Raw genomic sequence first — 26,065 nt, 5'->3', positions numbered from 1 at the left:
CCCCGTGTTGCGGGTGCTGACCAAGCCGACGAAGAATCCCCACTGAAGGAGTCGCCATGACATTCACGACACGTTCGGCGCTATCGACGGCCAAGCGGATCCTGCTTGGCGCCACGGCGACGTTGATGGTCATGACCGCGACGGCGTGCAGTGGTACCCCGGAGCCGAGCACCTCGCCCAGCGAGAAGGCCCCCGAGTCGACGAGCTCCGCCGGCGCCGACGCGCTGCCCACCGTCACCCCGGGCAAGCTCACCATCGCGACGGGAGAGCCGGCGTTCTCCCCGTGGATCGAGAACGACGCCCCGGAGTCGGGTGAGGGCCTCGAGGCCGCCGTCGCCTACGCCGTCGCGGAGGAACTGGGCTTCGCGCACGACGACGTCGTCTGGATCCGCACCCCGTTCGACACGGTGATCGCGCCCGGCCCGAAGGACTTCGACCTGAACATCCAGCAGTTCTCCGTCACGCCGGAGCGCAAGGAGGCCGTCGACTTCTCCTCTCCCTACTACGTGACCACCCAGGCGATCGTCTCGCAAGAGGGCAACGCGGGTGCGGACGCCAAGACCCTCGCCGAGCTGAAGGACGTGAAGTTCGGCGTGGCCTCGGGGTCCAATGCCGCCACCGTGATCGAGACGAACGTCGCACCCAGCCAGGAGATCTCCGTCTTCAACAGCAATGATGACGCCGTCGCCGCCCTCCAAGCCGGACAGATCGACGCGATCGTGACCGACCTTCCCACCGTGCTGTACCTCCAGGCCGCCGTCCTGGACAAGGGGGTGGTCGTCGGCCAGTTCGAGCCGATCGCCGGCGACGGGGACGAGTTCGCCTTCCTGCTCGAGAAGGGCTCGGAACTCACCGCACCGGTCACGGCCGCCGTGGACGCGCTGCGCGAGGCCGGGACGCTCGATGCGCTTGCGGAGACCTGGATCGCCGAGGGCGCGGGCGCGCCCGTCCTGAAGTAAGAGGCTTCAAGACAGGGCTGACATGAGAGCCGTAGATCGCCCGACGCCGAGTCCGGTGGAATTGGAGCGGCGCGCGTATCGACGTCGGCAAGGTACGCGGTCGGTCCTGATCTCCGTGGCGTCGACGCTGCTCTTCGCCTTGCTGCTCGGCTACGCCGTGGTCAGTTCCCCCGGATGGCCGGCGGTTCAGAAGTCCTTCTTCAACCTGGAGATCGGCGTCGAGTTCTTCCCGCGCATCCTGCAGGGTCTCTGGCTCAATGTCCGGGTGCTGTTCTTCGCGGTGATCGGCGTGGCGGTCCTGGGTTCGCTGCTCGCGGTGACGAGAACCCTACGCGGTGCCGTGTGGACGCCGATCCGGCTCCTTTCGGCCGGATACACGGACATCTTCCGCGGGCTGCCGGTGCTGCTCGTGCTCTATCTCGTGGGATTCGGGATCCCGGGGCTCGGCATCTTCCCGCGGCTCCCCGCGCATTTCTGGGGCGCGATCGCGCTGGTGCTGTGCTACTCCGCGTACGTGAGCGAGGTGCTGCGGGCCGGCATCGAGGCCGTGCACCCGTCGCAGCGGATGGCGGGCCGCTCGCTGGGGCTCACTTACAACCAGACGCTGCGCATCGTCGTGCTGCCGCAGGCGGTCCGCAAGGTCACGCCCGCCCTGATGAACGACTTCGTCGCGATGCAGAAGGACGTGGGCCTCATCTCGGTGCTGGGCGCGGTGGACGCCATCCGAGCCGCGCAGATCGCCACCGCGACCACCTACAACTCGACCCCGTATGTGGTGGCGGGGATCCTCTTCATCCTGTTCTCGCTGCCGTTCATCCGCCTGACGGACTGGTACACCGCGCGGGCCCAGCGACGCGAACAGGTGGGTGGTGAGGTATGACCGCTGTCCTTGCGATCGACAACGTGCACAAGTGGTTCGGCGACCATCAGGTGCTCGACGGGGTGTCGCTCGAGGTGCATCGCCACCAGGCGGTCGCGCTCATCGGATCGTCGGGAAGCGGCAAGTCGACCCTGTTGAAGACCATCAATCTGCTGGAGCGGGTCGACGACGGCCGGATCTTCCTTGCCGGCCAGGACATCACCGACCCGCGCGTGGACGTCGACGCGGTGCGCGGCCGGATCGGCGTCGTCTTCCAGCACTACAACCTGTTCCCCCACCTCTCCGTCCTCGACAACGTGACGCTCGCGCTGCGCAAGGTGAAGGGCGTCCCCAAGCGGGAGGCCGACGAGAAGGGACGCGCCCTGCTGAAACGGATCGGCCTCGCCGACAAGGCGAAGGCCTTCCCGGACCGGCTCTCCGGCGGACAGCAGCAGCGCGTCGCGATCGTCCGGGCGATCGCCACGGATCCCGAACTGCTGCTGCTCGACGAGGTCACCTCCGCGCTCGACCCACAGCTGGTGGGCGAGGTGCTCGACCTGGTGCGGGAGTTGAAAAGCATGGGGACGACCATCGTGATGGCCACCCACGAGATGGAGTTCGCGCGGCAGGTCGCCGACACGGTGGTGTTCCTGCATCAGGGCCAACTGATCGAGACGGCGCTGGCCGCGCAGTTCTTCGAGAACCCCCAGACCGAACGCGCCCAGCGTTTCCTGCGCAGCCTGTCCTCTGAGACGTAGGAGGCTACGGGATTTATAGCTGGCTCTGTTGGTCGCACTGTACGTATTGCACAGTGCGGCCAACAGGGCCAGCTATAAATCCGGCAGTAGCGATTACGACGCGGCGATCCGGAAGCCGGTGTGGGACAGCGAGGTGTCCGGGGTGTTGGCCGTGCGTGCCGATGTCCGGTAGCGCCGGCAGTAGGAGTCGTGGCACAGGAACGAGCCGCCGCGCAGCACGGGACGGGGATCGGCCGCCGAGAACGTGCTGACCGTCCACTCCCACACGTTGCCCGTCATGTTGTAGAGCCCGAAGCCGTTGGGCGGGAACGCCGTGGCAGGAACGGTTCCCACCGGCTCGGACGGTCGGTCGGGGAAGAGGCCTTCGAAGGTCTTCATCCGGGCCTCGCCTCCGGGAAGCCGCTCGTCGCCCCAGGGATAGGGTCGCTGTTCCAGGCCACCACGTGCCGCGTATTCCCATTCGGTCTCGGTGGGCAGCCGGGCGCCGGCCCAGTGCGCATAAGCGAGGGCGTCGTTCTGCGAGACGTGCGTGACGGGATGGTCGGCTCGCTCCGCCACCCCCGACCCGGGGCCTTCCGGTTCGCACCAGCTCGCCCCCGCGACGAGCCGCCACCACGGCGCCGCCGCCACGGCCCGGGTGGGCGGTGCGTCGGGCGGCAGCAGCCCGGCGAACACCAAGGAGTCGCCGAAACGCTCGGCGTCCGTGATGTAGCCGGTGGCCTCGACGAAGGCAGCGAACTGGGCCACCGTGACGGTGGTCGCGGCGAGGGAGAACGGCTCGACGTCTTCGGCCCGTACCGGACCTTCCCCGTCGGCCGGGTAGGCGAGGGGATCCTCCGAACCCATCAGGAAGGTGCCACCGGGAAGCCTGATCAGGTGAGGCCCGCTCGGCCTCGGGGCATCCACGATCGGCAGCAGAGACGGCGGTGCCGGCACGTGCTGTGGGCCGTCGCGGTGCAGCGACGGGCCACAGCAGGAGGGGGTGCTCACACGGCCGCCAACTGCGGTGCGGCCGCGAATGGATGCAGGCTCAGCCATCGAGATCGTCTCGAATCATCAAGCTCGCGCCGAGGGCGTCGAGAGCCACCATCAGCTTCCCGATCTCCAAGCCGTCCTTCTGTCCCTTCTCGGCAGCGATCAGCCACTGCCGGGAGACTCCCGCCTTCTCTGCGAGTTGAGCTTGGGTGAGGCCACGGCGGCGACGCAGACCGACCAAGGTTGTGCCGAGCCGGAGCAGGCTCCGTGCGTCGTAGAGGTGACCGTGAGGCATGAATGTCAGCGTATGGCGACATATCTGAGATGTCCACGATCGGTGACATGCCACCTGCTTCCGGGATCCCTTAACCGCTTGCTAGTCCACCGACTTCGGTGGATTAGCAAGCGGTTAAGGGGGAGGTCTCTTGGGCAACGGGTCGCGCCCAACCGGTTCCGCTGAGGGCGGATGTCGTCCTCCGACAGCATAATCCCTACTAATTCCATGGGAGATAGGTCTAGTTTCTTGTCTCGAGGGTCGCCGGGATGTCCGGCGGCCCGATACATCCGAACAAGGAGCACTCACATGAGCTACCCCCGCAGAGCTGTCCTCGCCGCAACCTCCGCCGTCGTCGCGCTGGGTCTCATGGCCTGCTCGGGTGGCGGCGCGAGCGACGAGGTGGGTGCAGCGGCCGAGGGTCCATCGGACGACGCGAAGGCATCGTCGGTGATCAATCTCTATGCCTATGCGGTGCCCAAGGTCGGCTTCGACAAGGTCATCCCCGCCTTCACCGCCACGGCCGCGGGGGAGGGCGTCGAGTTCCGGCAGTCCTACGGTGCCTCGGGCGACCAGTCGCGCAAGGTGGAGGCCGGTGCCGAGGCCGACTTCGTCAACTTCTCCGTCGAGCCCGACATCACCCGGTTGGTGAAGGCCGGCCTCGTGGCCGACGACTGGACCTCGGTCCCCAACGGCGGCGTGCCGTTCGGGTCCGTCGTGACCATCATCGTGCGGGAGGGCAATCCGAAGGACATCCAGGACTGGGACGACCTGCTGGCCGCTGGCGTGGAGGTGGTCACCCCCAACCCGTTCTCCTCGGGATCTGCGAAGTGGAACCTGCTCGCCCCGTACTCGGCCAAGAGCGAGGGCGGGGCGAACCCGGATGCGGGCCTCGCCTATATCTCCGAGCTGGTCGGCGACCACATCAAGGTGCAGCCGAAGTCGGCGCGCGAGGCGACCGAGACCTTCCTCCAGGGCACCGGCGACGTGCTGCTGAGCTACGAGAACGAGGCGCTCTTCATCGAGGAACAGGGCGAGGCGGTGGAGCACGTGACGCCCGCGATCACGTTCCGCATCGACAATCCCGTCGCGGTGCTGAAGGACAGTCCCAACCTGGAGGTGGCCACCGCCTTCCGCGACTACCTTTTTACCCCCGAGGCGCAGCGCTTGTGGGCTGAGGCCGGCTTCCGGCCTGTGGATGCGACGGTTGCCGGCGAGTTCACCGAGAAGTTCCCCGCCCCCGAGAAGCTCTGGACGATCGACGACCTGGGCGGCTGGGGCGTCGTCGACTCGGAGCTGTTCGACAAGGAGAACGGCTCCATCGCCGTGATCTACGACGGGGCCACCTCGTGAGCGCCCCGACGATCCCGCGCGGGGCCGCCCAGTCGAGGGCCCCGCGTCCCACTCCGCCGACCAGGCAGGGCGGGCGGGCCAAGCCGAGGGCTGGGCGGGTGAACGGGCTGACGCTCGGCGTCGTCACCCTCTGGCTGAGCGTGATCGTGCTGCTGCCGCTGGCCGCGCTGACGGTCGCCTCCTTCGAAGACGGCTGGGGCGGCTTCTGGCAGGCGATCACGGCTCCGGCCGCGCTCGCGGCCCTCGGCACCACCATCCTGATCTCGGCCGCCGTCGCCGTACTGAACGTGGTGACCGGCACCCTGATCGCCTGGGTGCTGGTGCGTGACCACTTCCCCGGCAAGCGCATCGTCGACGCCTTGATCGATCTGCCGTTCGCATTGCCCACCATCGTGGCGAGCATCGTGCTGCTGTCGCTCTACGGCCCGTCGAGCCCCATCGGCATCGAGTTGAACGCGACGCGGTGGGGCGTGGGGATGGCGCTGGCCTTCGTCACGTTGCCCTTCGTGGTGCGCTCGGTGCAGCCGGTGCTGATCGAGCTGGACACCGACGTGGAGCAGGCCGCCGCGTCGCTGGGTGCGTCGAACTGGACGACGTTTCGTCGCGTCGTGCTGCCGGCGCTCACCCCGGCCATCGTCTCGGGCGGCGGCCTGGCCTTCGCCCGGGCCATCGGCGAGTACGGCTCGGTGGTGCTGATCGGCGGCAACATCCCTCGCGAGACCCAGGTGGCGTCGCAATACATCCAGCAGCAGATTGAGATCGACCGGCCCGTCAGCGCGGCGGCCGTCTCGGTGGCGTTGCTGGTGGTCTCCTTCGCCACCTTGCTGGTGTTGAGGATCGTCGCGGGGCGCGCGCATGACCGTCAGGAGGAGACCCGATGAGAATCTCGACGCCCAGCCGCCTCGCGCTGCGGCTGATCGCCCTGGTCTATCTGGCCGTGTTGTTGGCCTTCCCGATCGTGACCATCCTGTGGCGCACCTTCCAACCGGGACTCGGCGCCTTCTGGGCATCGATCCAGACCCCCGCCGCCATCTCGGCGCTCAACCTCTCGCTGCTGATCGTCGCGATCGTGGTGCCGCTGAACGTGATCTTCGGCGTGGTCACCGCCTTGGCGCTGGTTCGCGGCCGGTTCCCCGGACGACGCCTGCTCTCGGGCATCGTCGACCTGCCGTTCGCCGTCTCGCCGATCGTCGTCGGCGTCGCCCTGATCATGCTCTGGGGCGTCAACGGGTGGTTCGGAGGGCTCGACTCGCTCGGGTTCCGGGTGATCTTCGGCCTGCCCGGCATGGTGATCGCGACCCTCTTCGTGACGCTGCCCTTCGTGGTGCGCGAGGTGGAGCCGGTGCTGCGGGAGATCGGCACCGAGCAGGAGCAGGCCGCGGCCACCTTGGGAGCGTCGTCGTGGCAGACCTTCGTGCGGATCACGCTGCCCGCCATCCGCTGGGGCCTCACCTACGGAGTGGTGCTCACCGCCGCCCGCGCACTGGGGGAGTTCGGTGCCGTGATCATGGTCAGCTCCGGCTTCCCCGGGGTCTCCCAGACGCTGACGCTGCTGGTGCATTCCCGCTACATCGACGACCACAACACCTACGGCGCCTACGCGGCGGCCACGCTGCTGATGATGATCGCGCTCGTGATCCTGCTGGCGATGACCCTGATCGACCGCCTCCGCCCCGACCACCATTCCCCTTCCTCGACGTCCTCGACGACATCCGCACCCGCAAGGAGCACCTCATGATCCGCGTCACGCACGCCCACAAGAACTACGGGAGCTTCGCCGCCCTCGACGACGTGTCCCTCGACATCCCCTCCGGCAGCCTCACCGCACTACTCGGGCCCAGTGGCTCCGGCAAGTCGACGCTGCTGCGCGCGATCGCGGGCCTGGAGGATCTCGACTCCGGCTCGGTGCTGATCGCCGGAACCGACGTCACCCGCCAGCCGCCGCAGAAGCGGGGCATCGGCTTCGTCTTCCAGCACTACGCGGCCTTCAAGCACATGACGGTGCGCGACAACGTCGCCTTCGGCCTCACCATCCGCAAGCGCCCCAAAGCCGAGACCAGGCGCCGCGTCGACGAGCTGCTGGAGGTGGTGGGCCTGGCCGGCTTCCAGCACCGCTACCCGGCGCAGCTCTCCGGCGGCCAGCGGCAGCGGATGGCCCTGGCGCGGGCGCTGGCCGTCGATCCGCAGGTGCTGCTGCTCGACGAGCCCTTCGGTGCCCTCGACGCGAAGGTGCGCGACGACCTGCGTCGCTGGCTGCGCCGGCTGCATGACGAGGTCCACGTCACCACGGTGCTGGTCACCCATGATCAGGAGGAGGCGCTGGACGTCGCCGATCGGATCGCGGTGCTGAACGCCGGCCGGATCGAGCAGGTCGGCAGCCCCGACGAGCTGTACGAGACCCCGGCCAACCCCTTCGTGATGTCCTTCCTCGGATCGGTGTCACGGCTGGGCGACACGCTCGCCCGGCCGCACGATCTGCGGCTGGAGCGCGACGTGCACCGCGCGCGGGCCGAGGCGGAACACCACGGGCTGCCCGTCGTCGAGGCCGAGGTGGACCGACTGGTCCGGCTGGGCTTCGAGGTGCGGATCGAGCTGCGGGAGCCGGCGTCGGGGGAGAGCTTCTTCGCCCAGCTCACGCGCGGCGAGGCGTCGCATCTCGACCTCCGAGTCGGCGATCGCGTCTGGGTGCTCCCCACGCGGACCCTGTCGGCGGCCCACGATGTAGCGCCATTGGCCGGTTGACGAGGCAAACATGGGAACCGTCCGCCACAATGAGGGGATGGAGATCTCCGCCAGGACCGAGTACGCCGTTCGCGCCATGCTCCAACTGGCGGAGGCATCCCGTGCCCAGGACGTGCCAGTGTCCACCGACGCCCTTGCCCGCGCGCAGGATCTGCCCCGCAAGTTCCTGGAGTCCATCCTCACCGATCTCCGCAAGGCCGGCCTGGTCTACAGCACCCAGGGCGCGCGCGGCGGCTATCAGCTGGCACGCCCGGCCGCAGAGATCGGCGTCGGTGCGGTGATTCGCGCGGTCGACGGTCCCCTTGCCGAGGTGCGGGGGCGACGACCCCAGGACACCACCTACGACGGGGTGGCCCGGCACCTGCCGGAGCTCTGGGTCGCCGTGCGGGCCAGCCTGCGTCAGGTGCTCGACGCCACGTCGCTCGAAGACCTTCTCACCGGCGAGCTGCCGGCGCCGGTGCGCGAGCTGTTGACCCTTCCCGACGCCTGGCAGAATCGCTGACGATCCCTTAACCGCTTGCTAGTCCACCGAAGTCGGTGGACTAGCAAGCGGCTAAGGGGCTGCGAGCAGGTTGCGCAACACTGATATCGTTGTTGCATGACGGCTATTACTATTCGGAAGCTCCCGGACGACGTGAAGCAGAAGCTGCGGATGCGCGCGGCCGCCAATCAACGTTCGATGGAGGCCGAGGCGCGGGCGATCCTGGTGGCCGGGCTGGAACAGCCTGCCCGCACGGATTTCACCTGGATCCAGCAGCTGGTGGAACTGGGCAACGAACTCGGCGGCGTGGAGGTGCCCGTGCCTGAGCGCACGGCGGCCCGAGTGGTTGAGCTGTGATCGTTCTCGACACCAACGTCATCTCGGAAGCCTTGAAGGGGCCGCAGGCAGACCCGAATGTGATCGCGTGGCTGTCATCGTTGTCCGCCGCACCGGTGACCACCATCGTGAACCGCGCCGAGTTACTGGCCGGCGTTGCGCTGTTGCCCGATGGGCGTCGGAAAGAGGTTCTGCACGCCACGATCACTGCGCAGTTGGCGCGGATGGGAACCTGCCTGCCGCTCACCGAGGAAGCGGCCGACTGTTACGCGGAGATACAGGCGCGACGGCAGGAGGTGGGAAGGCCGATCTCGGGCTTCGATGGGCTTATCGCCGCGATCTGCCTGGCGTCGTCCTCGACGCTGGCCACGCGCAACACCAAGGACTTCGAGGGGCTCGGGCTGGATCTGATCAACCCCTGGCTGCTTCCCCATTGATCAGAGTTTCCCTGACGGCCATGCCTCCGGACTGGAGGTCCCAAGGGCCCGAATGGTGGCTCGATTATTTAGGCTAGGTAAGCCTCCCCTAATATGCATCGCATGCTTGTTCGTTCCCCCGCGTCTGTCGCTCTCGTGACCGGAGCCGCATCCGGTATCGGTCGTGCGACGGCGCTTCGCCTTGCCCAGTCCGGGGCGGCGCTTGCTCTGCTCGACCGCGACGCCGACGCCCTGGCGGCGACGGCGGATGAGGCGCGCGACGCCGGGGCGACGGAGGTGCTGGCCCGGACGGCCGACGTCACCTCCCCCGACGAGATCGAAAGCGCCTTCGCCGAAGCGACCGAGAGCCTGGGGGAGTTGGACGCGCTCGCCTGCACCGCGGGAATCCTCGAGCCCGCCGGCCTCGCCGAGGTCACCGCCGCGTCCTGGCAGCGGCACTTCGACGTCAACACCACGGGGGTGCTGCATTGCCTCCAGTCGGCACGCACTCGGCTCCGCGACGGGGGAGCCATCGTCGTGGTCAGCTCGAACGCGGCGCGCGTGCCCCGCACCGGCATGCTGGCCTACGCGGCGTCGAAGGCGGCGACGTCGGCCCTCACACGCTGCGCCGGCCTTGAACTTGCCGCACGGGGCATCCGCTGCAACGTCGTGGAGCCCGGTTCCACGGACACCTCGATGCTGCGCTCGCTCTGGCCCGACGAGGAGTCGGGGCTCGCGGGCACCCTGCACGGCAACCCCGGCGCATACCGCGTCGGCATCCCGCTCGGCCGCCTGGCCGAACCCGGCGATGTCGCCGAGGTGATCGCCTTCCTGCTCTCCGAGCAGGCCCGCCACGTCACACTCCAGCAGATCTATGTCGACGGAGGAGCCTCGCTGTGACCCAGCTACTCGAGGAAGTAACCCCGATTGCCGTGAACACCTCCCCGATCCTCTTCATCGGTGACGAGAACATCGTCGCCGAGCGTCTGCTCGACACCTTGGCCGCGCCGGGTGACGAGTCCTGGGCCGACGGCGTGGTCGCGTCGCTCGCGCCGGGTCAGTGGGCTGTCGGGGCTCTTCCCTTCGCGCCGGGCGGTCCCGCCGTGATGCATGTGGTCACCGGATCGGGCCAGCCGCCGGTGCCGGTCGTGCCCAACCCCGCGCGCAGGCACGTCGTCACGCCGTCGCCAACTCGCGAGGAGTACGCCGACCGGGTCCGCGACGCGCTCAGCCGGATCGCCGCCGGCCGGTTGGAGAAGGTGGTGCTCGGCCGCAGCCTCGACGTCATCAGCGAGCCGCCGCTCACGCCGCAGGAGGTGCTGGGCCGGCTGATGGTGACCCGCCCCGGCCGCTACCTGTTCAGCGTTCCGCTCACCGCCGACCTCTTTGACGGGCCGGTTCTGGTGGGCGCCAGCCCCGAACTGCTCGTCCGCCGCCGGGGTGCGGAGGTCAGCTGCCTGCCGCTCGCCGGATCGGTGCCCCGCTCCCCGGACGCGGAGGAGGACGCGCGTCGCGCCGACGCGCTGCTTGCCTCCGCCAAGGATCTCGACGAGCACGCCTTCGTCGTCGACCAGATCGTGGCCGCGCTCAGCCCCGTCGCGCTGGAACTCGAGGCCGACCCCACGCCGCAGCTGCTCGCCACCGACACGCTGTGGCACCTGGCCACGTCGATCCGGGCCCGGATCGAGCCCGCGGGGCCGAGCGCGCTGCACCTCGCCCGGCTGCTGCACCCCACGCCCGCCGTCGGTGGCGTGCCGACGGCTGCAGCCCTCGCGGCGATCGACGAGATCGAGGGGCCCGGCATGCGCGGCCCGATGGCGGGCGCGGTCGGATGGGTCGACGGCGCGGGCGACGGGGAGTTCGCGGTCGCCATCCGCGCGGGCGTGCTGCACGGCGATCACCTGCGCCTGTTCGCGGGGGCGGGCATCGTCGCCGGCTCCGATCCCGATGCCGAGGTGCGCGAGACCAGCGCCAAGCTCGACACCATGGCCAGGGTGGTGGGACTGTGAGGAACCCCGTCGCCGCCTTCCCGACCTGGCCCGACAAGGCCCGTCGCCGCTATCGCGAACTCGGCTACTGGACGGACGAGACCTTCGCGGCCTTCATCGACGACCGCTGCCGGCGGTTCGCCGGCAACACCGCGGTCGTCGGCCGTGATGTTCATGGCCGCGAGGTGTGCTGGAGCTACGCCGACCTGGCCGCCGCGGCGGACCGGGCCGCGGCGCACGTCGCGGCGGCGGGTGTCGCGCCCGGCGACCGCGTGGTGGTCGCGCTGCCCAACGTGGCCGACTTCGTTGCCGTGATCCTCGGTCTGTTCCGGCTGGGCGCGCTCCCGATCTTCGCCCTTCCCACCCATCGCGAGCTCGAGCTGACCCAGTTCTGCGTCACGGCCGACGCCGCCGCGATGGTCGTCGCCGCCGACGACCTCTCGGGCCTGCATGCCGTCGTCGCGGCCCGCGTCGCCGAGCAGGGCGTCGAGCCGCCCACGCTGATCGACCTTCGCACCTGGGGCGATGAGCAGCTCCCGCCCGTCCCCGCCCCGGACCGTGGCGCCGAGGACGCCGCCTTCCTGCAGCTCTCGGGCGGGACGACCGGCGTGGCGAAGCTCATCCCGCGCACCGCCGCCGACTATCTGTACTCCGTGCGCGAGTCCGCCACCATCTGCAACCTGACGGAGGACAGCGCCCTGCTCGTCGTGCTGCCCGCCGCGCACAACTTCCCGATGAGTTCGCCCGGCATCCTCGGGGTGCTGCACGTCGGGGGACGGGTGGTGCTCGCCCCCGATCCCAGCCCGCGCACCGCGTTCGCGTTGATCGAGCGCGAAGGGGTGACCGACGCCTCGCTCGTCCCTCCGCTCGCCCAGGCGTGGATCTCCGCCGCGCGGCGCCGGACCCCGAACCTGTCGACGCTGCGCACCATCCAGGTGGGCGGCTCCAAGCTGGCCGACTCCGTCGCCGCCGAGATCGGCCCGGTGCTGGGCGCGCGTCTGCAGCAGGTGTTCGGCATGGCCGAGGGCCTCGTCAACTACACCCGCCTGGACGATCCGGACGAGCTGGTGCTCACCACGCAAGGCCGGCCGATCAGCCCCGACGACGAGATCCTCGTCGTCGACGAGGACGACAACCCCGTGCCCGACGGCGTCGAGGGCAGCCTGCTCACCCGCGGCCCGTATACGATCCGCGGCTACTACCGCCCGGGCGACCCAGGCGGCGGCCCCAACCGCGACTCGTTCACCGCCGACGGCTTCTACCGCACCGGAGACCGGGTGCGGCGCCTGCCCACCGGCCACCTCATCGTCACCGGCCGCGACAAGGATCAGATCAATCGCGCGGGCGAGAAGGTCGCCACCGACGAGATCGAGGGGCTCGCGCTCGCTCACCCCGACGTCCTCGACGCCGTCGCCGTCGGCCTGCCCGACCCGTACTTGGGGGAGAGCATCTGCCTCGTCGTGCGGATCGAGCCCGGCCGTCCCCGTCCCGCCGACCTCTCCGCGCGCCTCGCGGCGGCGGGCCTCGCGTCCCACAAGCTCCCCGACCGGGTCGAGTTCTTGGACGCCTTCCCCGAGACCCACGTCGGCAAGAACAGCCGACGAGAGCTGCGCCAGCTGCTCACGGAACAACTCGTCCCCACCCGACCCGCCGACGACCGGAGGTAAGACCGTGACCCTTCCCGCTCTGATCGACTACGCGACCCCGCAGCACACCCCGGCCAACCGGGCGAACTGGACGCTCGACGCCGGCCGCGCGGCCGTCCTGGTCCACGACCTGCAGCGCTACTTCGTCCGTGCCTTCGCGCCCGGCTGCCCGGCGCTGGAGCGTGCGCTGAGCGTCACGACCGAGATCCTCGACGCGGCCCGCGCCGCGGGTGTGCCCGTCTTCTACACCGCGCAGGCCGGCGACCAGCCGGCCGACGAGCGCGGCCTCCAGGGCGAGCTGTGGGGGCGCGGCATGACGTCGGCGGACGAGGACACCGCCATCGTCGACGCCGTAGCTCCCCATCCGGACGAGGTGGTGATCGCCAAGCACCGCTACAGCGCCTTCGCCAAGACGGACCTCGGCGACCGGCTTGCCGCGCTCGGACGCGACCAGCTGGTCATCGTCGGCGTCTACGCCCACATCGGCGTGGCGGCCACCGCCTCCGACGCCTTCCAGCGCGAGATCTACCCGTTCGTCGTCGCCGACGGCGTCGCCGACTTCGGCGCCGCAGAGCACGAGCGGGCGCTCGCCCAGGTGGCCAGCTGCTCGGGCGTCGTGGTTCGTGCGGCGGACGTCGTCGATGCGTTGGCTCCCGCCGGCGCACCCGCCGAGGGAAGTGCGTGGGACGCCGAACTGCGCTCCGCGCTCGACGGGCTGCTGTCCGACGACGCGGTGGCGGCCGCGTTCGCAGCACCCGACTCCGATGTCTTCGCGCTGGGCCTCGACTCCATGCGAGCCTTCGAGCTGCTCGACCGTCTCCTCGACGCCGGGGTGGACGTCGACTTCGGCGAGTTCACCCGCCGTCCCACCGTGTCCTACCTCCGCGAGCAGGGCCTGCTGACCCAGTCATGACCTGGCTTCCGTTGACGTCCGCGCAGCGCGGGCTGTACTTCGCACACGAGTTGGCGCCGGAGAACCCGTGCTATACCACCGCGGAGGTCGTCGAGATCGACGGCGCGGTCGACCTCGACCTGCTGGCCGCCGCGCACGCGCAGGCCTACCGCGAGTTCCCGCAGCTCCGCGCCGAGTTCCGGACGACGCCGGAAGGCCCCGAACAGCGGGCGGGGGAGGCCGTCCCGGCCGTGCAGCGCGTGGCGGTGCAGGACGACGCAGCCGCCGAGGCGTGGATGCGCGCGGAGCTCGGTCGGCCGATGCGGCTGTCGGACGGCGATGTGGTCCGGGCGGCGCTGCTCTCCTTCCCCGACGGCCGGACGTGGTGGTTCCACGCGGCCCACCACGTCGTGCTCGACGGCTACGGCGTGCAGCAACTGCTGCGGCGGATCTGCGAGGTATACGACGGCGCCCCTCCCGCCGACCCCGGGGTGTCCCTCGCCGACCTGGTCGCCGACGACCTCGTCCGCGCGGACGACGACGGGGCCGCCGCGTTCTGGGACGACCGCCTGCGCGCCATGAGCGGCGCGGCGTCCCTGGCCGGGCGCGTCGCGACGCCCGCGCCGTCGGCGATCAAGCGCAGCCTCGAACTCGATCCCGCGACCCAGACGTTGCTGGTGCAGAGCGCGCGCCGGCAGCGCGCCGGCTGGCCCGACCTGTTCGCGGCGGCCGTCGGCGGATACGTCGCGCGGATGGCGGGCGCGGCGTCGGCGCGGATCGGCGTGCCGCTGATGAACCGCACGGTTCCCGGCGTGGGCGCGCTGCCGTCGGCGCGGACCGTGTGTACCGCGATGAACGTCCTGCCCGTGACGGTGCCCGCCGACGACACGGTCGCGGGTGCGCTCGCGGCGACCACCGCCGACCAGGCGGAGGTCCGCGCCCACCCGTTCGTGCGTCAGGAGACCCTCGCCCGCCGACTCGCGCAACTGACCGGCGGCCAGCTCTTCGGCGCGCAGGTCAACGTCGTGCCCTTCGAGTTGGAGCTGCGGCTGGGCGCGGCCGTGGGCGTCGTCCGGAACCTCACCGCCGGGCCGGTCGAGGACATGACCGTGTGCCTGCGCGGCACGCCCGGCCGGGGACGCGTCGTCCGGCTGGAGATCGACGCCAACCCGGAGCTGTACACCGCCGACGAGGTGGACCTGCACCTCGCCCGGCTCACCGCTTGGCTGGCCGCGTACGCGGGCGCGGCCGCGGAGACCCCGCTGCGCGACCTCCCGCTCCTGCCGCACGCCGAGCTGGACCTGGTGACCAGGGCATTCAACGACACCGCGGTCGAGCGTGAGGCGGCGACGCTGGGCGAGCGGTTCGCGGCGCAGGCCGCCCGGACCCCGGACGCGACCGCGCTCGTGTTCCGCGGCGAGACGAGGACCTACGCGCAGCTCCTCGACGCCTCCCGCCGACTCGCGGCGGGGCTGGCCGCGCGCGGCGTGCGCCCGGGCGACGTCGTCGGGGTCGCGCTCGAACGCGGCTTCGCCCTCTACGAGGCCGTCCACGCCCTGGCGCTGCTGGGCGCCGTCTACCTCCCCGTCGATGCCGATCTGCCGGCCGCCCGCGTCGACGGCATGCTGAGCGATGCCGCGGCGGTGCTGGTCATCCGGCCGGGCGATGACCTGGCCGCCGACCCTGGCGACCTCCCCGTCTTCGGCGACGTCGACGCGCCCGCCTACCTGCTCTTCACCTCCGGCTCGACCGGGCGGCCCAAGGGCGTCCTCGTCGGCCACCGCGCCATCGACAACAGGCTCGCCTGGATGCAGCACCACATCCCGATCGGCCTCGGCGACCGGGTGCTCCACAAGACGCCGATCTCCTTCGACGTGTCCATCTGGGAGCTGTTCTGGCCGCTGCAGGTGGGCGCCGCCGTCGTCATCGCCGAACCCGGGGCGCACCGCGACCCGCGTGCCATCGCCGACCTCGTCGTCACCGAGGGCGTCGACGTGCTCCACTTCGTGCCCTCGATGCTGCGCGCGCTGCTCGCCGACCCGCGCGCCCGGGAGCGCGTGGCGGCCGGAGAGGTGTGCCACGTCGTCACCAGCGGTGAGGCCCTCACACCCGACCTCGTGGCCGGGACCGCGCGCTGGTTCGGGGTGTCGCCGCTCAACCTCTATGGGCCGACGGAGGCCGCCGTCGACGTCACGTTCTGGGACTGCGCGCCCGACGAGGACGTCGTGCCCATCGGCCGACCGGTGTGGAACACGACGTGCTTCGTCCTCGACGGCGACCTCCGGCCGGTGCCGATCGGCGCGGCCGGCGAGCTGTGGCTGGGCGGGGTCCAGCTGGCCGACGGGTATGTCGGTCGGCCGGATCTGACGGCGGAACGGTTCGTCGAGACCGCGTTCGGCCGCCTGTACCGGACCGGCGACCTCGCCGCGTGGCGCCCCGACGGCGCGCTCTGCTACCTCGGCCGCACCGACGATCAGGTGAAGATCCGCGGCCAGCGCGTCGAGCTGGGTGAGGTCGAGGCGGCGCTGACCGGGGTGCCCGGACTGGTCGCGGCAGCGGCCGGCGTAGTCGACGAGGCTCTGGTCTGCTGGTACGCCGTCGCGGAGGGAGCCGACGCCGATGCCGACGCCGTCGGCGCCGCGCTCCGAACGGCCGCCGCCGCGCGGCTTCCCGCGTCGTTCGTGCCTGCCCATTGGGTCGCCGTGAGCGAGATCCCGCTGGGGACGAGCGGCAAGACGGACCGGCGTCGACTGGCCGAGATCGCGCCGCCGCGCCCTGTCGCCGCCGGGGCCGGGACGCCGCACGATCTGCTCGAGCAACGACTGTGCGCGCTGGTGGCCGACGTCGTCGGGGCGGAGGCGGTCGGCGCTGACGATGACTTCTTCGCGCTCGGCGGCGACTCGCTGCGCGTGCTGCGGCTGATCGCCGAGGCCGAGGCACAGCTGGGGCTGGAACTGACCCTCGCCGACGTCTTCGCCCACCCGACGCCCGCGGGCCTCGCGGCGCTGGCCGGCGCCGACCGCGAGCGCGCCGACCTCGCGGAGGCCCTCGTCCTCCGGCCGATCGGCGACCGGCCGCCGCTGGTGCTGCTCCCTCCCGCAGGCGGGCTCGGCTGGTGCTACGCGAGCCTGCTGCGCGCGCTGCCCGCCGACCAGGGTGTGCTCACCGTGCAGGCACCCGGGATCGCCGACGGCGCGCCCGAACCGGTCGCCGATCTCGACGCGCTCGCCGCGCGCCAACTGGCGGCCGTCCGCGGCGTGCTGGGCCGGCGGCCGTTCCACGTCGCCGGCTGGTCTCTGGGCGGCATGGCCGCGCACGCCGTCGCGCGGCTGGCCCGCGAGGAGGGCCAGGAGGTCGGGCGGGTCGTGCTGCTCGACGCCTACCCCTCCGACCAGTGGCAGCACCTGGCCGAGCCCACCGAGGAGGAGGCGCTCGTCGGGATACTCAGGCTCGGCGGCGTCGAGGGGCTCCTGCCCGACGGCGCGACCATGGACCGCGCGACGGTGGCCGACGTCCTGCGCCGCGGCGGCAGCGCCCTCGCCGCGCTGCCCGAGCCCGTGCTCGACGGCTGCATCGCGAGCGTGATCGAGGCCAGTCGGATCGTGCGGACATCGCGCCACGGGATCCTCGACGGCGATCTGGACGTCGTCGTCGCGACGGCGCCGCGCCCGGAGCGCTGGCTCGACGCCGCCGGCTGGCGCCCCTACGTGTCCGGAACGGTCACCACCCATCCGGTGGACGCCACGCACGGCGACTTGGTGCGCCGTCCGGTCGCGGATCAGGTGGGCGCGATCCTCGCCGGGCTGCTGCGATGAGCGCTCCGGCCAGCGAGCTGGGTCACTCGGTGCGACCCGGATGGCCCGCGCCGGTGGCCCGGTTCGCCCGGGTGACGGGGGAGGAGGACGCGGCGCTGCTCACGGACCTGGAGCGCGAACGACGCGACCGGCTTCACCGCGCGGATGACAGGGCCGCGTTCGTCGCGGCCCACGTGCTGGTGCGGGAGTGCGCGGCCGAGCTGCTCGGGGTCGGCGTCCGGGAGGTCACGATCGTGCAGCGCTGCGCCGACTGCGGCGGCCCGCACGGCCGACCGACGGTGGCCGGGTTCCCGGAGGTTCACGTGAGCCTGAGCCATTCCCGGGGCGTGGTGGCCGCGGCGGCGGCCTGGTCGCCGTGCGGGATCGACGTCGAACCCCTGCGCCCGATCTCCCCGATCGCACGGGTGCTTTCGGCATCGGAGCGGTCCTGGTTGGCGCACCAACCCGACCCTTCGGCGGCCTTTCTCCGGCTCTGGGTCCGCAAGGAAGCCCTGGTGAAGGCCGGTTTCGGCACCCTCGACGACCCGCGTTCCGTTGACGCCATCGCCCCACCCGTGCCAGTGGTGGACTGGGTCGACCATCGCGCCGTCGGTGCCTTCGCCGCCCGCACGGGTGCTTTTTAGAGAAAGGCCCTAAGCCGGCGCCTCGATCCGGCGTCGTGCAAGGTGGGGGAGGACGGCGCCGCGAACCTCGTCGAGGGCCGTGATGATCGCGCCGCGGATGACGACGTCGGCACCGAGACGGGATCGCACCAGTTCCGGTGCGGGCATGTGGGACTCCTCGGCGAGGACCGAGCGGGCGGTGTCCAGGATCGGATCGATCTCGTCCGCGACCGCACCGCAGATGATGACCCTGGAGGGATCGAACATGCTGCTCAGCGCGCCGACGATCCGCGCCAGCGAATGGGCCAGCTGATCCGCGAGGACGGTGGCGTCGGGATCGCCGGAGGAGGCCAGCTTCAGCAGATGCCGCGCGTCCACGTCCTCGGGGAACAGGCGGGAGAACACGCCTTCGTCCTCGAGGTCGCCGGACTCGAGCATGGCGGCGGCCCGGCTTTCGGCGATGCTGCCGAGGCCGCGCCGGGTGCCGACGCCGAGCACGTAGTCGAAGGCTTTCATCTCGCCGACACCGCCGTGGGCGCCGTGCAGAAGATGCCCGTCGATCACCACACCGGCACCCAGGCGCCGGCCGGCGAGGAGGGCGACGAAGTCGCTGCATCCGGCGGCCTGCCCGGCGTGGAGTTCGGCGGCTGCGGCCAGCTGCGCGTCGTTCTTGACCAGAACCTGGGAGAACCGGGCCTGCAGCGCTTCGGTCAAACCCGGGTTGGTCCGCTCCCAGAAGCCATAGGGATGCGGGGGAGTCGAGCCGTCCCGGGCCACGGGAGCGGCCACGCCCGCGCATACCGCCAGGACGTCCGTCGCGCTACGGCCGACGGCGGTCAGCGCGGCGTCCACTTCGCTGAGGATCGTGTCGCGGCGCCGCTCGGGGCTGTCGCTCGGGTTCAGTTCCGTCCGGCGATGGGCGATCGGCGAGCCCCCGAGATCGGAAACGGCCACCGTCAGGTGGAAGTCGCCCGAGTCGATGCCGACGACCACGCCGAGGTTGGGAGGCAGCTGAAAGCGCCGTGCAGGCCGGCCGGCCCGGTACTCGCCCACCACACGGGCATTGGCGAGTTCCTCGAGGATCCGCGCCTCGACGAGCTTGTCGATAGCGATGATCGCCGTCGTGCGAGTGAGGCCGGTCGCGGCCATCACGTCGGTGGCGGTGAAGGGCCCGCGACCCCAGGCGAAGTCGAGCACAAGACCGACGCTGACTCTGCCAGCGCCGAAGTCGTATGACTTGGCCGAACTCACGAGCGCTCTTTCCTTCTTGGTGCTCCTGCGATGGTAGCCCGTCACGGTGCCAGCGGGTATGGCAAGAGCGCCGGAAACCTCGCGGCCTCCGGCGCTCTTGGCGGTGGGTGTTACTTGACCTCCACCACCGCGGAGCCTGCGGTGGCCCGTCCCGTCGTGAGCTTGAGGCGCTTGTCCTCGAGGTTGGTGATCACCACGATGATGGTGGTCTTCTTGCCCTGTTCGACGACGTAGCCCAGATCCATGATCGCCATCGGCTGGCCGGCAGTGACCTTGTCGCCCTTGGCCACCTTCACGTCGAAGCCCTCGCCCTTCAGCGCGACCGTCTCGAGGCCCATGTGGACCAGGATGTCCAGGCCGTCGTCGCTCTGCAGGATGATGGCGTGCTGGGTGGGGAAGATGCTCTTGACAACGCCGTTCACAGGGGAGACCACGGTGCTGGAGCTGGGCTCCACCGCGAAACCGTCGCCCATGCTCTTGCTGGCGAAGACCGGATCGGAGACGGCGTCCATCGCGATCACGTCACCGTCGGCGACGGCCACCAGGGTGGGGGCTTCCTTCTTGAACTTGCTGAAAAATCCCATGGAATATCGCTTCCTTAACTCTTTCTCGTTTTCGATGTCGTTGATCGGGTCAGCCGGCGTAGAGGGCTCGCACGGACCGCGCGGTCTCGCGTGAGATCTCCGCGGACAGGCCGACGTAGCTCTCCGGCTTCAGCATCTCCGCGATCTCGTCCTGGCTGAACGCGGTGCTGACTACCTCGTTGGCCGCCAGCACGTCGGAGTACCGCCGTTTGTTGAGGGATGCGTCGATGGCCAGCTCGTAGACCAGCTCGTGCGCCTGGTCCTTGCCCAGCCGCTCGGCGAGCTTCATCATGATGTACTCGCTGTTGTCGATGCCGTGGTTGATGTTGGCGTTGACGTACAGCCGCTCGGCGTCGACGTGCAGCGTCGCCGAGAGCTCCACCATCCGCACGATGGCCTCCCGCATCAGGCCGACGGCCTCGTACAGGATGCTGTCGAACAGCATGTTGGAGGTGCTGTCCGCCTCGAACGGGCGAGCGCTGGAGAAATAGCCCACCGAGGTCAGCGAGTACAGCTTCTGCGCGTTGGCGATGATGCCCTTTGCCAGCTTGGGGTTGATCTTGTGCGGCATCGTCGAGCTGCCGATCGTGCCCTTCTGGAACCCTTCGGAGACCTCCCCGAACTCTTCGATGGAGGTCTGGAACACCTCCTCGGCCACCTTGTGGAAGTTGTTCGCCAGCAGCGCCAGGGCGTTGATGTACTCCACCTTGGGCGAGTTCACCGCCCGCGACGGGATCTGCATCACGTCCATCTGGAGCAGCTCGCCGACGCGATTCTGCACGTCGACGCCCACCGCTCCGGTGGAATTGAAGGCCCCGACGGCGCCGCCCATCATGATGGTGAAGACGCGCGGCTCCAGCTGCTCCAAGCGTTCCACGCTCATCAGGATCTCCGAGATCCAGGTGGCCACCTTGTATCCGTAGGTGATCGGGATGGCGTGCTTGCCGTGCGTGCGCCCAGCCATCACGCTGTCCGCGTGGGTCTCTGCCAGATCGGCCAGATTCAGCAGGATCTGCTTGGTCAGCTCTAAGAACTTGCCATTCACCTTCTTGAGCACGATGCTCTGCGAGCTCTGCTGTATGTTCTGGGTGGTGCTGCCGAAGTGGATGTACTTTCCGGCCTCCGGGTCGCACGCCTTCACGAACACCTTGACGAAGGGCACGAAGCCGTGGCCCACCTTGCGGTAGATCTCGTCCATCAGCTCCAGGTCGAGGTTCTCGTACTTCGCATTCTCCTTGATGTTCTGGGCGGCCTCCACGGGGATCACCCCGTACTCGGCCTGAGCCAGCGCCAGGGCGCTCTCCACGTCCAGCCAGGTCTGGAGCTTGACCTCGTTCGACAACAGGTGGCTGATGCCGTGGTCGTCGAGGGTCTTGCTCATCGAGTCGGTGAGAGCCATCAGCCCACCGGCTTCTTCATCGCATCGTCGACCGCGTTGCGGACGAACTCGACGTAGGGGCCGAACACGATGTGGATGTGGCCCTCCTGCGGGAAGAAGATGCCGCTTGTGCCGGTGTCCTTCAGGATGTCGCGGTCGACGGCCTCATTGGAGACCAGATCGACGCGCAGGCGCGAGACGCAGTTGTCGACGTTCTTGATGTTCTCCTTGCCACCCAGGCCCTGGATCACGAGCACGGCGAGCTCGTCGTAGCGCTTCTCCAGGAGGAGCGTCCGGTCGCCCATCGCCTTCTCGCGGCCCAGCGTCTCGAACTTCCACTTCGAGATGGCGAACCGGAAGAAGAAGTAGAACACGACGGAGTTGGCCAGGCCCAGCAGCACGAGCTGCCACCAGTTGGTGTCGTCGTACAGGAGGCCGAAGATGCCGAAGTCGAAGATGGTGCCGCGGATGTAGCCGATGGTCACATCGAGGAACTGCAGCGGGAGCGCCATGATGCCGCACATCACCGCGTAGGCGATGAAGAGCATCGGGGCGATGAACAGGAACGAGAACTCGATGGGCTCGGTGATGTTGCCGAGGAACGCGGTGAGCACCACGGTCAGGATGGCGGCCTTGGCCACCTTCTTGTTCTCCTTGAAAGCGGTGTGGTAGAACGCCAGGCCCATGGCCGGGATGCGGAACAACGTGGTGAGCATCTGGCCGCTGGCGAGGTAGCTGAAGAGCTTGGGGCCGTGCTCGTCCCACGCCTGGCTGCCGGGGCCCTGGTTGAAGAGCACCTCGTTGGCCGCGGGCAGGATACCGACGAACGGCTGGCCGTTGATCATGTAGGTGCCGCCGGCCTCGGTGAACCGCACCACGGAGGCGAGCACGTGGTGCAGGCCGAACGGGATGCAGAGACGGTGCGCCGTCCAGTACAGGCCGACGCCGAAGTAGTCGTTCATGAAGATGGGTGAGATGAACACCAGGACCGCGGTGAAGCCGCCCCAGACGATCGGCACCAGGAAACCGATCGGGATCATCAGCACGAACGTGGCGATGGCCACGAACTTCTTGCCGCCGAAGAACGCGAACGCCAGCGGAAGCTCCTTCGTGTACCACTTGTCGCAGGCGTATGCGGCGAGCAGGCCGGCGATGATGCCGCCGGCGGCCTCCACGCGCACGGTGTGGATGCCGAGCACCAGGCCCTGGCCGGCCGCGCGCATCAGGTCGGGATCGTCGACGAGCGTGCCCGTGACGATGAGGTAGACCCGCATCGCCACCTGCATGGTCAGGTAGCCGATCACGGAGGCGAACACCGCGATGCCCTTGTCGCGCTTGTTCATCCCATAGGCCACGCCCATCGCGAACAGCAGCGGGATGTTGTCGAAGACGACCTGGGAGATGGTGCCGAGGCTGGTCAGCACCTCCTGGAAGATCGCGTTGCCGAGCCACGGCACCTTCTCGGTGAGGTATTCCTGGGTGAGGGCGTTGGCAAGGCCCATGATCATGCCGACCGGGGCGAGCACGGCAATGGGCAGCAGCAGGGATCTGCCGAAGGTCTGAATGCCCTTCTTGAAGCGGGTCTTCATCGTCACTCCTTCTCTTCGTTGAGCGATGTCTGTAGGTCGGGGACGAGCGGCCGTCGGGTGGTCTCGGGGGCCACGGTGGGTCGTCGTCGGCGGTGTGGTCTTGGTCGTATCGGATGCCGGTTCCCCGACGTTACGCAAGGCAATATATCTTATGCCCTGATCAATTTTCGACAGAGGTGCGCGGTGGACTTTTCGTCCGTTCCCGGACGGGAGTGAGACCCTCCGCAGAATCTCTACGCGCCGAGAATCCCCTCGATGACGACGGCCACGGCGTCCTCTTCGTTCGACACCGTGACGTGGTCGGCGGCCGCGCGGGCCTCAGGGGTTCCGTTGGCCACGGCCACGCCCCAGCCGGCCCAGCGCAGCATCGCGACATCGTTGATGTTGTCGCCGATTGCCACCACCTGGCTGCGGTCTATGTCCAGATGGGTCGCGACGCGGGCCAAGGCCGACGCTTTGGTGACGCCGCCGCGAGCCACCTCCAGCCAGGATGCGCCCGAGACGACCGGCTCGCAGCCGGGCACGTTCAGAGCCAAGGCTGCGGCGTAGATCTCTTCGGCCGGTACTCCTGGCGCGGCGGCGACGAGCTTCACGGCCGGCCGGCTCAGCGCCTCGTCGAGGGCGACCTCGCGTTGGTCCGGCGGCCACGGCGCCTGCGGTCCGGAGACGGCGTCGAGATAACCGGACTGCGCCCGGACGGTGTTGCCGCCGTTCCTGAACGTGGCGACCTTCACCTCGGGGAAGACCCGTCTCAAGCCGTGCGTCAAAGCGATCTGCGCCTCAGGTGAGAGAAGCTCCTCGGCCAGGATCTCGCCGGTGCCGAGGTGGGCGATCACTGCGCCGTTGCAGCCGATGCCCAGATCCGCCAGCGGGGTGTCTTGAACGAAGGTGGCCTGCGAGTAGGGCTGTCGTCCGGAGACGGCGATCACCCGGATCCCCGCGCGCGCGGCCTCGGTCAGCGCGGTGTGTACGCGAGGACTGATCGCTCGGGGGTTGCCGCTCAGCAGCGTGCGGTCCATGTCGGTGGCGATCAGGCGCACCGTGGCTCGACTCGGCGTCATCGCGTTTATCTTACTTCTCGCCGGGATCCCCGGTTACTCGGCTGCGGGCGACGTAGGTGGCGGCCAAGCCGTACGCCGCGGCGACCGCGAGCATCAAGAGACCGGGCGCCTGCGCCAGCAATGCTCGCTGACCGAGGACGAGGACGGTGCCACCGCCGTAAATGACGACGGCGACGGCGATCATCTCGATCACGAAGCGGCGGAAGTTCCGCTGCAGCACGGTGTTCCACATCCGCAGGACCAGGAGAATGGCGGCAGCGAGCAGCGGGGGTGCGAGGACGAGGGTCCAGGTGATGTCGAAGCTCCAGCCGTGGGTCGTCAGCTGCATGATCATCAGGATCACGGTGATCACCGCGGCCATCCACAGTCCCTTGCCGGCGAAGTCGGACAGTAGGAAGGGTTCCGGACGCGTCGTGACGAGCACGCCCTCGCTGTGCCACTTCGCCTCCCGCTCGCGGGCCCACTTCACGGGGTCGCCGAACGATCGGTAGACCGACCTCTTGGTTTCCCGCAGCTCGGGCAGGAGATCGGCGAGCGCCTCGCGGGTCAGGTCGGGTCGCACGTCGTCCAGATCCAGTTGGGCCGCGACGCTCCATGCCCAGTCTTCGTCGCGCTGGTCCCCGCGTAGCGCACGAAAGGCCGCGGCGATCTCCTCCATCGTCTTGGGGCGCCGGGGTTTCCGTTCGCGGGTGCGCTTCATCTGAAGCCCTTTCGTTGGACGTGCGCGAGTGCGGCCTCGACTCCTGTGATCGGGAGGTGTCGGAGGCGCGATCCTGCGCCCGGGGCCGGTGCTCGACTCCGACCAGGCTATAGGAGGTGACCCTATGCAGCCAACAAATTAATCTAGTAGACGATGAAATACCTCAGGCGCCGACGTAGCGCCCTGGACGGTGGTTCATGCTGAGGATCAGGCCCACCATGGCCACGCCGCCGGCCGAGACCAGCACCGTCGACGGCGGGGCGTAGCTGAGGGCGCTGGCGACGATGACCGCGTCGAAGCAGAGCTGGACGCGCCCGGCGCGCCAGCCCAGCTTCTCTTGGGCGAGCAGCGAGATGATGCTGAATCCCGCTGGGCTGGCGCCGTGCCGGAAGAGGATCAGGAAGCCGATGCCGATCAGGACGTTGCCCACGAGGGCGCCGTAGAGGGCGTCGATCTGAAGCGCGCCGATGACGTGTGGGGTCAGCGACGACATGGTCGAGATCAGCGTCACGGCGACGGCGCTGCGCAGCGTGAAGCGCCACCCCTTCTGCCAAAGGCCGAGGCCGTAAAAGGGGATGGCTAGAACGAAGATCGCGATTCCCAGATCTACGCCGATGGTGTGCGAGAGCAGGAGTGCGACGCCCTCGGTGCCGCCGGTGACCACGCCGGCCGACTTCATCAGGAAGAGGCCAAGGGAGATCACCGTGGCGGCGATGGCGATGGCGAGAACGTCCTCGACGGCCGTATGAGGGGTCGGTGAAGGGGTCTCGACTGACGGGGTCGCCTGGGATTGGGCCGAAGCTTTGAGCACGACTCGATGATTCAAGGAATAGACATGGGCGTGCAACCGCCAGGCGTTTCGCTGAGATGAATGCACAATAGAACCTGTGAATACGGTCAATATGCCAAGCCATCGACGTCTCGACGTCCTTGATGCTCAGATCCTGCTCGCCCTGGAGGACGATCCGGGGGCGTCGATCCTGCAGATCGCCAAGACGCTCGGTATCTCGCGCAACACGGTGCACGCCAGGCTGCAGCGGCTGGATCGCGACGAGGTGCTGCTGGGCTTCAGCCATCGGGTGACGCCGGCGTCGCTCGGCTACCCGCTGCTCGCTTTCGTCGCCCTGGCCTTGAGCCAGCGCGACGGGCCGGACGCTGCCGCCGAGCTGTACTCCATCCCGGAGGTGATGGAGGTGCACTTCACCACCGGCGACGCCGACCTGCTGACCCGCGTCGTCGCGAAGGACACGCTCGACCTGCACCGGATCACCAACCAGATCCTCGAGATCGACGGCATCCAGCGCACCAACACGATGATCTCGGTGAACCCTGCCATGCCGTTTCGCACCCGCCAGCTCCTGGAACGCCTGGCTGTTGGAGCGTCGTGAGGGCTTAGCTGCTCACCA

The 26,065-nt window shown here is 69.3% G+C and carries 26 protein-coding genes; 17 read left to right on the top strand and 9 right to left on the bottom strand.

The window, feature by feature from the left end:
• The first annotated feature begins 56 nt into the window (after positions 1 to 56).
• From P0D62_RS02605 to P0D62_RS02595, 3 genes are read left to right on the top strand one after another with little or no spacing between them, the layout of a single operon-like run.
• Positions 57 to 959, top strand: coding sequence for an ABC transporter substrate-binding protein (locus tag P0D62_RS02605; protein ID WP_275701060.1), 903 nt, complete (start codon positions 57 to 59; stop codon positions 957 to 959).
• 22 nt (positions 960 to 981) lie between these two features.
• Positions 982 to 1,839 (top strand): amino acid ABC transporter permease, encoded by an 858-nt coding sequence (locus P0D62_RS02600; RefSeq protein ID WP_275701059.1) that lies wholly within the window; start codon positions 982 to 984, stop codon positions 1,837 to 1,839.
• Positions 1,836 to 2,576, top strand: coding sequence for an amino acid ABC transporter ATP-binding protein (locus P0D62_RS02595; RefSeq protein ID WP_275701058.1), 741 nt, complete (start codon positions 1,836 to 1,838; stop codon positions 2,574 to 2,576). Before P0D62_RS02600 ends, P0D62_RS02595 begins: the two co-directional genes overlap by 4 nt.
• 93 nt (positions 2,577 to 2,669) lie before the next feature.
• Here the strand turns inward: P0D62_RS02595 and P0D62_RS02590 are convergent, their stop codons facing one another.
• Entirely contained in the window at positions 2,670 to 3,614 is a 945-nt protein-coding gene (locus P0D62_RS02590) for a formylglycine-generating enzyme family protein (RefSeq protein WP_275701057.1), read from the bottom strand.
• Positions 3,607 to 3,846, bottom strand: coding sequence for a helix-turn-helix domain-containing protein (locus P0D62_RS02585; protein WP_275701056.1), 240 nt, complete (start codon positions 3,844 to 3,846; stop codon positions 3,607 to 3,609). The genes P0D62_RS02590 and P0D62_RS02585 overlap by 8 nt, the downstream gene beginning before the upstream one ends.
• Before the next feature lie 288 nt (positions 3,847 to 4,134).
• On the opposite strand from P0D62_RS02585, the gene P0D62_RS02580 reads away from it, so the two are divergent.
• From P0D62_RS02580 to P0D62_RS02520, 13 genes are all read left to right on the top strand, one after another.
• A complete protein-coding gene (locus P0D62_RS02580) occupies positions 4,135 to 5,178 on the top strand; it encodes a sulfate ABC transporter substrate-binding protein (protein ID WP_275701055.1) in 1,044 nt (347 codons plus the stop codon).
• Positions 5,175 to 6,059, top strand: coding sequence for a sulfate ABC transporter permease subunit CysT (gene cysT, locus P0D62_RS02575; RefSeq protein WP_275701054.1), 885 nt, complete (start codon positions 5,175 to 5,177; stop codon positions 6,057 to 6,059). Before P0D62_RS02580 ends, cysT begins: the two co-directional genes overlap by 4 nt.
• The gene (cysW, locus tag P0D62_RS02570; protein WP_275701053.1) at positions 6,056 to 6,916 is read left to right on the top strand and encodes a sulfate ABC transporter permease subunit CysW; all 861 of its coding nucleotides are present in this window, start codon (positions 6,056 to 6,058) and stop codon (positions 6,914 to 6,916) included. The genes cysT and cysW overlap by 4 nt, the downstream gene beginning before the upstream one ends.
• Positions 6,913 to 7,920 carry a sulfate/molybdate ABC transporter ATP-binding protein gene (locus tag P0D62_RS02565; protein ID WP_275701052.1) on the top strand — a complete coding sequence of 336 codons (1,008 nt, stop codon included), beginning with the start codon at positions 6,913 to 6,915 and terminating at the stop codon, positions 7,918 to 7,920. Before cysW ends, P0D62_RS02565 begins: the two co-directional genes overlap by 4 nt.
• A gap of 37 nt (positions 7,921 to 7,957) precedes the next feature.
• Entirely contained in the window at positions 7,958 to 8,422 is a 465-nt protein-coding gene (locus P0D62_RS02560) for an RrF2 family transcriptional regulator (protein WP_275701051.1), read from the top strand.
• Between the two features lie 96 nt (positions 8,423 to 8,518).
• Complete coding sequence (locus tag P0D62_RS02555) at positions 8,519 to 8,758, top strand: FitA-like ribbon-helix-helix domain-containing protein (RefSeq protein WP_275701050.1); 240 nt, start codon at positions 8,519 to 8,521, stop codon at positions 8,756 to 8,758.
• Positions 8,755 to 9,174 (top strand): type II toxin-antitoxin system VapC family toxin, encoded by a 420-nt coding sequence (locus P0D62_RS02550; RefSeq protein ID WP_275701049.1) that lies wholly within the window; start codon positions 8,755 to 8,757, stop codon positions 9,172 to 9,174. Before P0D62_RS02555 ends, P0D62_RS02550 begins: the two co-directional genes overlap by 4 nt.
• A 102-nt stretch (positions 9,175 to 9,276) precedes the next feature.
• Positions 9,277 to 10,053: an SDR family oxidoreductase gene (locus P0D62_RS02545; protein WP_275701048.1), complete on the top strand. Its 777-nt coding sequence runs from the start codon at positions 9,277 to 9,279 to the stop codon at positions 10,051 to 10,053.
• Positions 10,050 to 11,162, top strand: a complete 1,113-nt coding sequence (locus P0D62_RS02540) for an isochorismate synthase (RefSeq protein ID WP_275701047.1) — start codon at positions 10,050 to 10,052, stop codon at positions 11,160 to 11,162. Before P0D62_RS02545 ends, P0D62_RS02540 begins: the two co-directional genes overlap by 4 nt.
• Complete coding sequence (locus P0D62_RS02535) at positions 11,159 to 12,808, top strand: (2,3-dihydroxybenzoyl)adenylate synthase (RefSeq protein ID WP_275701046.1); 1,650 nt, start codon at positions 11,159 to 11,161, stop codon at positions 12,806 to 12,808. Before P0D62_RS02540 ends, P0D62_RS02535 begins: the two co-directional genes overlap by 4 nt.
• A gap of 4 nt (positions 12,809 to 12,812) precedes the next feature.
• Positions 12,813 to 13,700: an isochorismatase family protein gene (locus P0D62_RS02530; protein WP_275701045.1), complete on the top strand. Its 888-nt coding sequence runs from the start codon at positions 12,813 to 12,815 to the stop codon at positions 13,698 to 13,700.
• Positions 13,697 to 17,494, top strand: a complete 3,798-nt coding sequence (locus P0D62_RS02525) for an amino acid adenylation domain-containing protein (RefSeq protein WP_275701044.1) — start codon at positions 13,697 to 13,699, stop codon at positions 17,492 to 17,494. The genes P0D62_RS02530 and P0D62_RS02525 overlap by 4 nt, the downstream gene beginning before the upstream one ends.
• Complete coding sequence (locus P0D62_RS02520) at positions 17,491 to 18,117, top strand: 4'-phosphopantetheinyl transferase family protein (RefSeq protein WP_275701043.1); 627 nt, start codon at positions 17,491 to 17,493, stop codon at positions 18,115 to 18,117. Before P0D62_RS02525 ends, P0D62_RS02520 begins: the two co-directional genes overlap by 4 nt.
• A 9-nt stretch (positions 18,118 to 18,126) precedes the next feature.
• On the opposite strand, the gene P0D62_RS02515 is transcribed toward P0D62_RS02520, so the two are convergent.
• From P0D62_RS02515 to P0D62_RS02485, 7 genes are all read right to left on the bottom strand, one after another.
• Positions 18,127 to 19,347, bottom strand: coding sequence for an ROK family protein (locus P0D62_RS02515; protein WP_275701042.1), 1,221 nt, complete (start codon positions 19,345 to 19,347; stop codon positions 18,127 to 18,129).
• A gap of 110 nt (positions 19,348 to 19,457) precedes the next feature.
• Positions 19,458 to 19,931, bottom strand: a complete 474-nt coding sequence (locus P0D62_RS02510) for a PTS sugar transporter subunit IIA (protein ID WP_275701041.1) — start codon at positions 19,929 to 19,931, stop codon at positions 19,458 to 19,460.
• Between the two features lie 49 nt (positions 19,932 to 19,980).
• Positions 19,981 to 21,330, bottom strand: a complete 1,350-nt coding sequence (locus P0D62_RS02505) for a class-II fumarase/aspartase family protein (RefSeq protein WP_275701040.1) — start codon at positions 21,328 to 21,330, stop codon at positions 19,981 to 19,983.
• A complete protein-coding gene (locus P0D62_RS02500) occupies positions 21,330 to 22,898 on the bottom strand; it encodes a PTS transporter subunit EIIC (protein ID WP_275701039.1) in 1,569 nt (522 codons plus the stop codon). The genes P0D62_RS02505 and P0D62_RS02500 overlap by 1 nt, the downstream gene beginning before the upstream one ends.
• A gap of 233 nt (positions 22,899 to 23,131) precedes the next feature.
• Positions 23,132 to 23,959: an HAD-IIB family hydrolase gene (locus P0D62_RS02495; RefSeq protein WP_275701038.1), complete on the bottom strand. Its 828-nt coding sequence runs from the start codon at positions 23,957 to 23,959 to the stop codon at positions 23,132 to 23,134.
• Between the two features lie 10 nt (positions 23,960 to 23,969).
• On the bottom strand, positions 23,970 to 24,659 hold the full coding sequence (locus P0D62_RS02490; protein ID WP_275701037.1) for a hypothetical protein: 690 nt from the start codon (positions 24,657 to 24,659) through the stop codon (positions 23,970 to 23,972).
• 163 nt (positions 24,660 to 24,822) lie between these two features.
• Positions 24,823 to 25,470 (bottom strand): YitT family protein, encoded by a 648-nt coding sequence (locus P0D62_RS02485; protein ID WP_275701036.1) that lies wholly within the window; start codon positions 25,468 to 25,470, stop codon positions 24,823 to 24,825.
• Between the two features lie 76 nt (positions 25,471 to 25,546).
• Here P0D62_RS02485 and P0D62_RS02480 point away from each other — a divergent pair, with 76 nt between their 5' ends.
• Positions 25,547 to 26,047, top strand: coding sequence for an Lrp/AsnC family transcriptional regulator (locus P0D62_RS02480; protein ID WP_275701035.1), 501 nt, complete (start codon positions 25,547 to 25,549; stop codon positions 26,045 to 26,047).
• The last annotated feature ends 18 nt before the right edge of the window (positions 26,048 to 26,065 follow it).

This window comes from Tessaracoccus caeni (assembly GCF_029211185.1).
GTDB classification, from domain to species: domain Bacteria; phylum Actinomycetota; class Actinomycetes; order Propionibacteriales; family Propionibacteriaceae; genus Arachnia; species Arachnia caeni.
This window is presented reverse-complemented; position numbering and strand designations above follow the sequence as displayed.

Coding starts and splice junctions, on each gene's coding strand:
- cysW (WP_275701053.1), top strand. CDS start 6,056: ATGAGAATCTCGACGCCCAGCCGCCTCGCGCTGCGGCTGATCGCCCTG.
- P0D62_RS02580 (WP_275701055.1), top strand. CDS start 4,135: ATGAGCTACCCCCGCAGAGCTGTCCTCGCCGCAACCTCCGCCGTCGTC.
- P0D62_RS02565 (WP_275701052.1), top strand. CDS start 6,913: ATGATCCGCGTCACGCACGCCCACAAGAACTACGGGAGCTTCGCCGCC.
- P0D62_RS02505 (WP_275701040.1), bottom strand. CDS start 21,330: ATGGCTCTCACCGACTCGATGAGCAAGACCCTCGACGACCACGGCATC.
- P0D62_RS02590 (WP_275701057.1), bottom strand. CDS start 3,614: ATGGCTGAGCCTGCATCCATTCGCGGCCGCACCGCAGTTGGCGGCCGT.
- P0D62_RS02605 (WP_275701060.1), top strand. CDS start 57: ATGACATTCACGACACGTTCGGCGCTATCGACGGCCAAGCGGATCCTG.
- P0D62_RS02490 (WP_275701037.1), bottom strand. CDS start 24,659: ATGAAGCGCACCCGCGAACGGAAACCCCGGCGCCCCAAGACGATGGAG.
- P0D62_RS02560 (WP_275701051.1), top strand. CDS start 7,958: ATGGAGATCTCCGCCAGGACCGAGTACGCCGTTCGCGCCATGCTCCAA.
- P0D62_RS02525 (WP_275701044.1), top strand. CDS start 13,697: ATGACCTGGCTTCCGTTGACGTCCGCGCAGCGCGGGCTGTACTTCGCA.
- P0D62_RS02555 (WP_275701050.1), top strand. CDS start 8,519: ATGACGGCTATTACTATTCGGAAGCTCCCGGACGACGTGAAGCAGAAG.
- P0D62_RS02545 (WP_275701048.1), top strand. CDS start 9,277: ATGCTTGTTCGTTCCCCCGCGTCTGTCGCTCTCGTGACCGGAGCCGCA.
- P0D62_RS02495 (WP_275701038.1), bottom strand. CDS start 23,959: ATGACGCCGAGTCGAGCCACGGTGCGCCTGATCGCCACCGACATGGAC.
- P0D62_RS02600 (WP_275701059.1), top strand. CDS start 982: ATGAGAGCCGTAGATCGCCCGACGCCGAGTCCGGTGGAATTGGAGCGG.
- P0D62_RS02520 (WP_275701043.1), top strand. CDS start 17,491: ATGAGCGCTCCGGCCAGCGAGCTGGGTCACTCGGTGCGACCCGGATGG.
- P0D62_RS02595 (WP_275701058.1), top strand. CDS start 1,836: ATGACCGCTGTCCTTGCGATCGACAACGTGCACAAGTGGTTCGGCGAC.
- P0D62_RS02585 (WP_275701056.1), bottom strand. CDS start 3,846: ATGCCTCACGGTCACCTCTACGACGCACGGAGCCTGCTCCGGCTCGGC.
- P0D62_RS02500 (WP_275701039.1), bottom strand. CDS start 22,898: ATGAAGACCCGCTTCAAGAAGGGCATTCAGACCTTCGGCAGATCCCTG.
- P0D62_RS02510 (WP_275701041.1), bottom strand. CDS start 19,931: ATGGGATTTTTCAGCAAGTTCAAGAAGGAAGCCCCCACCCTGGTGGCC.